Below are 6601 nucleotides of genomic sequence, written 5' to 3'. Positions count from 1 at the left end.
CCGCACCCGCACCCGCACCCACGAACTCCTCGACCTCGCACAGGAGCCGGTCCAGGGTCCGGCCCCCGTCCTTCGCGACCCTGCGCAGCACGAGGTCAAGGCTCTGGATGGCCGTGGTGCCCTCGTAGATCGCGTCGATGCGGGTGTCTCGCACGTACTGCTCGATCGGATGGTCGCGCAGGTAGCCGGAGCCCCCGTGGATCTGGAGCGTCTCGGCGCACAGCAGCTCGGTCGCGCGCTCGCCGCAGCAGCCCTTCACCACCGGCAGCAGCAGGTCCGCCACAGCGGCCGCGGCCCGCCCGCGCGCGGCGTCCCCCGTCCGGGCGTGGGCCTCGGCCCGGTCCTGCCACTGGGCGGCCAGCAGCACGAGTGCGCGCAGCCCCTCCGCGTACGCCTTCTGCAGCAGCAACGAGCGCCGGACGTCGGGGTGTTGGATGATCGGCACCCCGGGGGCCCGTGCGTCGCCGAGCCGCGCCAGGTCCGCGCCCTGGCGCCGCCCGCGGGCGTGCTCGACGGCGTGCCGGTAGCCGGAGGAGAGGGCGGCCACGGACTTGGCGCTCACCATCAGGCGGGCCCAGCGGATCGCGTGGAACATCTGGCGCAGCCCGTCGTGCACGTCGCCCAGCAAGGCCCCTGGCCATGCCGTCGGCGCCGAAGGCCAGTTCGCAGGTGGCCGAGGCGGCCAGGCCCATCTTGCTCTCCACCCGCGTGGTGGTGACCCCGTTGCGGCCGAGGAGTTCGCCGGTGTCCGGGTCGAAGCGGTACTTGGGTACGAGGAAGAGCGACAGGCCCTTCGTACCGGGGCCGCCCGCGCCCGGCACGCCCGAGGGCCGGGCCAGGACGAAGTGCACGATGTTCTCGGTCAGGTCGTGGTCCCCACCGGTGATGAACTGCTTGACGCCCTCCAGGCACCAGGAGCCGTCGGGCCCCTGGTAGGCGCGGGTGCGGATGGCGCCCACGTCCGATCCGGCGCCAGCCTCGGTGAGCGCCATCGTGGCGGCCCACCCGCGCTCCAGCATGAGCGCGGCCAGGCCGCGCTGCTCCTCGGTGCCGTGCCGGTACAGCAACTCGGCCAGTACGGGCGCCCCGTGGTACATGGCGACGGCGGGATCGGCGCCGACGAGGAGCTCCGCGACGGCCCAGCGCAGAAGCCGGGGTACGGGCACCCCGCCGAGCTCCTTGGGCAGCGACAGCCGCCAGGCCTCGCAGTCCACCAGCGCCCGGTAGGCGCGGCGGGTCGGCTCGGGGACGCGGACCCGGCCCGTCGCCGGGTCGAGGCGGGGCGGATGCCGGTCGCCCTCGGCCCAGCAGGGGGCGATCCGCTCGCGGGCCACCCGGTCGGCCTCGGTGACCAGCGCCCACGCCGTGTCCCGGTCCAGTCCGGGGTACTGCTCGGCCAAGGTCTCTTCCAGGCCGAAGAGTTCGAAGAGGTCGAAGCGGATGTCGCGCAGGTCCGTGCGGTAGTGGTGGACGGTCGACGGGTGAGCCGTCGACGGACGAACGGTCATCGGCTCGTCGGGCGTGGGGGCGCCGGGCGTACGCTCACCGGTCATCGGCTTGCCGGTTGCGGAGTCGCTGGTCATGGGGGCGCCGATCCGGGAGTCGCCGGCCCGCAGGTCACCAGTCATGGCGTGCTCCCCGGGGCCGCCGCGGCGGCCGGCGGTGAACCCCCGGCCGACAGCCGGCAGATCTCCGCACCGGCGCGTACGACGAGCCGTGGCCGCTCCGCCCCGGCGGTGGCGGCGGTGGCGGTGGCCACCACCGCTCCGAGTACGGGCTCCACCCAGGCCGTCAGCGGGGGCAGACCGCTGCTCCCGGGTGGTGTGACGACGGCCGTCCCGGCCCGTGCCGACAGCCGGCAGTGGTAGGCGGCCATCGCCGCCGGTCGCACTCCGGCCGCCTTCATGGCCGCTTCCTTGCACGCCCACGCCACCGTCGCCGCCGCGGCGGGGATCGACTCGCCCGGACCCGTGAAGCGGGGCAACAGCTCGGCCACGCGCGGGTGTTCGTACTCGATGTCCACGCCGATCGGCACCCGCGTACGGGCCACGGCGCAGGCCGTCAGCCGATAGCTGTGGGCGAGCGACACGGAGCACCCCGCCCACGGCGGGACCGGCCCGTGGAGGTCGTGGCCCCTGTGGGGATCGCGGACCCCATGAGGGTCGTGGACCCCATGAAGGTCCTGGACGAGGACGGGCGCACCGTCCGGCGCGCGGAGGATGTCCAGCCCGCGGGGCGGCTCGCCCCAGTGGAGCGCCAGGGCCGCCCGTGCCGTCAGCCGCCCGGCGCACCATTCGCGTCGGCGCCAGGCGGGCAGCGTCTCTGCGTGGGCCCGCTCCCGGCGCCCGAGCAGCTCGTACGCGGGCTCGTCACACCGCCAGTCGCCCACCACCACGGTCAAGGCGCTCATGCCCGGCTCCGGCTCACCGAATTCCCTCTCGCCGAATTCCCTTTCGCCGAGCGCCGTCTCACCACGCTCTGCCCCACCGAGCGCCCTCATACCAACGGCCCCCATGCCAACGCCCCCACGCCAACGGCCCTCATGCCAGCCGTCCGATCGAGGCCACGAAGGACAGCAGCTCGTCGCCGTCCCCCTCACCGGCCGTTCCGGTGTACTCGCGCACCAGCCGCACCAATGCCTCGTACGCCTCGGTGTGGTCGTAGTCGACGGAGTCGGCGACCTTCAGCGACCAGCGCCAGTAGTCGGTGAGGGTGTCGGCCAGCGGCATGCGGAAGGTGTCCAGGACCTCCTTCACCGGGGGCAGCGCGCGCGTTCCGCCGGTGCGCAGATAGGCCGCCACCAGCTGCGCGTAGAGGGCGAAGTGGCGTGCCTCGTCCCGGGCCAGCCGGTGCAGCAGTTCGCGCAGCAGCGGTTCGCGCACGCGGGAGCGGAACCGCTGGTAGAAGAGCTGGGTCGCCTTTTCCTGTACGAGGGTGTAGGTGAAGGCCTGGAGGGGTTCACGGTAGGGCAGGGTGAAGCGCTTCCGCCCCTCGGTCGCGAGCTCCTCGGCCAGCTCGTCCGGCTCCGCCATCCCGGCGGCCGTCTGGTAGCGGGTGAGCGCGGCGGCGTGCCGCTCCTCGTCCGCGGCCCAGGTGACGAAGAACCGGAAGTACTCGCGGTTGACGCAGAACTCCTCGACCGGGATCTCCTCGCCGACCAGCGGGAACAGCTCCATCAGCCAGGTGAGGTAGCCCGGTATGTGGTCCTCGACGAAGGTGATGAAGCGGACCGCGGACCGGTCGTCGTCGGTCAGGGACTCCGGCCGCAGCCGGCCCCAGTCCAGGTCGCCCAGGCTCCAGGTGCGGTCGGCGGCGCGCTGCACGGAGCCGGCGACCGTCGAGCGGGCCTCGCCGAGGCCGAGAAGGGGCAGCCGGTCCGTGCCGCGGGACCTCAACGCCGGTACGGGTTCGGGGTGTGCGCCGGTCATGCGAGCACCGTCCGGCCCATCCTGGAGCGCACCGCGGTGAGCGCGTAGTGCTTGGTCGTGTAGCCCCAACCGGCGTTCGTGACCCGGAAGTAGCGCACGAGGTCGTCGGTCAGTCCGGGGTGTTCGCGATCGATCTCGGCGCGGTGCAGCTCCGCCCGGCGCAGCCACTCCTCGATGGTCCGGTGGTAGTGGCCGGTGAGGTCGGTGAGGGTGGTCATGCTGAGCCCGGCGTCCTCCAGACCGGCGATGAGCACCGACACGGGGCGCATCACGGCGTAGCCGAAGATCCCCTCGGTGACATGGCGGCTGCCAGGCCGGGACGCGAATTCGTGGCGCGTCGCGTGGCTGCGGAAGCAGCTCGCGGACAGGTACAGGGGGCCGCCGCGGCGCAGCAGCCGGGCGGCGGTGCGCAGTGCGGCGGCGTGGTCCGGCATGTGCTCGATCACGCCGACCATGGCGACGGCGTCGAAGGGCATGCCGTCCGGTTCGAGTTCCTCGACGGAGGCGTCCCGTACCTCTACGCGGTCGGCCAGCCCCAGCCGCTCGACCGCGGCGCGCAGATGGGCGGTCTGGGCGGGCGCCGGAGCGACGGCGGTGACGTGGCAGTCGTACTCCTGGGCCAGGAACAGGGCCAACGCACCCCAACCACAACCGATATCGAGCACCCGCTCCCCACCCCGCACCCCCAGCAACGAAGCGATCATCCGCAACTTCGCCTCCTGCGCCTCATCCAAAGACCCCACCCCCGGCCCATACAGACCACACGTGTACTTCATCCGCCGATCCAAAAACGCCGCGAAGGCCTCGGCGGGCTGCTCGTAGTGGCGGTTGGTGGTCGTCACCGCCCGCTCCCCGCCTCGCCGAGACCGGCGATCAGCAGGGTGCCCAGATCGCCGACGGTCTCGGCCGTGCGGATCTCCTCGTCGTCGAACTCGATGTCGTACCGCCGCTCCAGGGCGGCGATCACCCGCATCAGGCGTACGGAGTCCGCACCGGGCAGCAGGTCGAGGTGGTCGCCGGCGGTGAGAGCGTGCTCCTCCAGGCGGAGCTCGGCGCGGAGCTCCGCGCCGACGATGTCCAGCACCTGCTCGGGGGTGAGCCGCGGGGTGCGGGGTGTGGTGGTGACAGGGTCGGTCGTCATCGGTCCTCCTGCTCTTGGGCCGCCTCTTGGGCTGCTTCTTGGGTCGTCTCTCGGGCCGTCTCTTGGGCCGCGATGCGCCTTTTCGCCCGCAGTCGCTGCCACTTGCCGCTGGTGGTCCTGGTCAGCCAGTGCGGGCCGACCACGTGCACGCGCACCGGCAGCGCGCCCAGCTCGCGGATGATCCGCTGATGAATCACGTCGGCCAACTCCTGGTGGCTCTCCGCCGGTTGAGAGGTCTCGGCGATGACGCCGAGGTGTTCCCCGGAGTCCTCCTCCGCCCCGCCTCCGCCCGCGTAGGCGACGCAGCGCTTCCGGAACACCCCGGGGGTCTCCCGGGCGATCGACTCGACGTCCTCGGGGAAGTAGTTGCGCCCGTGCACCACCGCCATCTCCTTGCCGCGCCCCGCGATGTAGACCTCCCCGTCGAGGACGAAGCCGAGATCGCCGGTGCGGAACCACGGGCCGTCGAAGGCCGCCCGGGTGGCCTCCGGGTCCTCGTGGTAGCCCGAGGTCACCGACTCGCCTCGGATATGCAGTTCACCCAGCTCACCCGGGGCGCAGCGGCGGCCGTCCCCGTCGACCAACCGGAGGTCCATGCCGGCGACGGGCCGTCCCACCGACACGACCCGCTTGACCCGTGCCGTGGCCGCGTCGGCGCGCCGCACCCCGCGCTCGGCGGCGAGTGCGGCCCCGTCCAGAGCCACGACCCGCGGCACGCTGCCGGGGCGCGGGAAGGTGACCGCGAGGGTGGCCTCCGCCATCCCGTACACCGGGTACATCACCGACGGGCCGACCCCCGCGGGCCCCAACCGGGCGGCGAACTCCTCGGGCAGCGCGGCCGAGACGGGTTCGGATCCGTTGAAGGCCAGCCGCCACCGGGACAGGTCGAGCCCGTCGGCGGCGCCGGGCCGCAGGCTGTTCAGCATCAGCTCGTAGCCGAAGTTGGGGCCGGTCACCAGATGGCCGCGGCACTCGGAGACATGGCGCAGGAACTCGACGGGCCGCCGGATGAACGCCTGCGGGGCGAAGAGGTGCACCTCGCCGTTGCCGAGGAGGTGGGAGAGCAGACCGAACAGCCCCATGTCGTGGTACAGCGGAATCCACTGCACCAGCCGTTCGTGGGACCGCATTTCGGCGCTCTCGGCGATGGCGCGCAGCCCCGCCACCACGTTGCGGTGCGAGAGCGCCACACCCCGGGGCCGGCCCGTGCTCCCCGAGGTGAACTGGACCACGGCCAGATCGTCGGGGCGCACCTCCGGCAGTACGGGACCGCCCCCGCCGCCGGAGGTCCGAGGCCGCAGCACGGTCAACCCCGGGCAGAGCGCGCCCAGTTCGCCCACGAACGCCTCAAGTCCCGCGTCGCAGACGACGAAACGCATACGAGCCGTGGCGACGATCCGCTGGAGCTGGGCGCGCAGGGGCCCCTCCCTGGCGAAACCGACCGGGGAGGGAAGCACGCTTACGGCCGCCCCGGCCCGCAGGAGCCCGAAGAACCCGACGAAGAACTCGGGTCCGGGGGCCGCCAGAAGCCCCACCACCTCTCCCGGCCGGACCCCGGCGAGCCGCAGATGCCGCGCGCAGCGCTCCGCCGCTTCGGACACGGCCGCCAGGTCGATCCGCTGCCCGGTCCCCGGGAAGTGGATCGACGCCGGCCGGGGGCCCGCCGAGCGGACCGCCAGGGAGTCCACCAGGGTTCGGCCGGCGGGGCCCGCATGGCATGGCGTACGGATCGCTGAATCGGTCACGCAACGCAGTCTGCGGCGGGCGGGGCGGCCCCTTCCATGGGACCAAGGTCCCATGGAACTCCGGGTGTCGGGGTCGCTAGAAACGAAGAGGTCCGGACGCAGACCATGCCCACTCGCCCGCTCCATTCGCACTCGCCCGTTCCAGCGGAGGACCGTCATGAACCGAGTCCCCTCAGAGGCCGCGCCGAAGGTCGAACCGGCCGAGGCGGTCGCCGCCACCAACCGGCACTACACCCTCCCACCCCCGGTGTTCGCGGCGTTTTTGGGTCGGCGGATGAAGTACACGT

General features: G+C 72.9%; 6 protein-coding genes and 1 pseudogene. All 7 read right to left on the bottom strand.

Going from position 1 to position 6601, the window contains the following annotated elements; translation table 11 throughout:
* Positions 1-628: acyl-CoA dehydrogenase family protein (locus tag AOK16_RS27230; RefSeq protein ID WP_276202510.1), on the bottom strand; the 628-nt coding region annotated here is incomplete at its 3' end.
* 85 nt (positions 629-713) lie between these two features.
* Positions 714-1508: pseudogene (locus AOK16_RS29300) on the bottom strand (acyl-CoA dehydrogenase family protein); the annotation flags it as partial.
* 116 nt (positions 1509-1624) lie between these two features.
* A complete protein-coding gene (locus AOK16_RS17160; RefSeq protein WP_157859238.1) occupies positions 1625-2410 on the bottom strand; it encodes a 4'-phosphopantetheinyl transferase family protein in 786 nt (261 codons plus the stop codon).
* Positions 2411-2540: 130 nt separating this feature from the next.
* Entirely contained in the window at positions 2541-3428 is an 888-nt protein-coding gene (locus AOK16_RS17155; protein WP_055473115.1) for an acyl-ACP desaturase, read from the bottom strand.
* Complete coding sequence (locus AOK16_RS17150; protein ID WP_055473114.1) at positions 3425-4270, bottom strand: SAM-dependent methyltransferase; 846 nt, start codon at positions 4268-4270, stop codon at positions 3425-3427. Before AOK16_RS17150 ends, AOK16_RS17155 begins: the two co-directional genes overlap by 4 nt.
* A complete protein-coding gene (locus tag AOK16_RS17145; protein WP_055473113.1) occupies positions 4267-4569 on the bottom strand; it encodes an acyl carrier protein in 303 nt (100 codons plus the stop codon). The genes AOK16_RS17150 and AOK16_RS17145 overlap by 4 nt, the downstream gene beginning before the upstream one ends.
* Entirely contained in the window at positions 4566-6314 is a 1749-nt protein-coding gene (locus AOK16_RS17140) for an AMP-binding protein (protein ID WP_157859237.1), read from the bottom strand. The genes AOK16_RS17145 and AOK16_RS17140 overlap by 4 nt, the downstream gene beginning before the upstream one ends.
* Positions 6315-6601: the final 287 nt, after the last annotated feature.

Origin of the sequence: Streptomyces pathocidini (assembly GCF_001418495.1) — a bacterium.
GTDB classification, from domain to species: Bacteria; Actinomycetota; Actinomycetes; order Streptomycetales; family Streptomycetaceae; genus Streptomyces; species Streptomyces pathocidini.
Note: the sequence above shows the minus strand (reverse complement) of the source record. Positions and strands in the feature narration are given on the sequence as shown.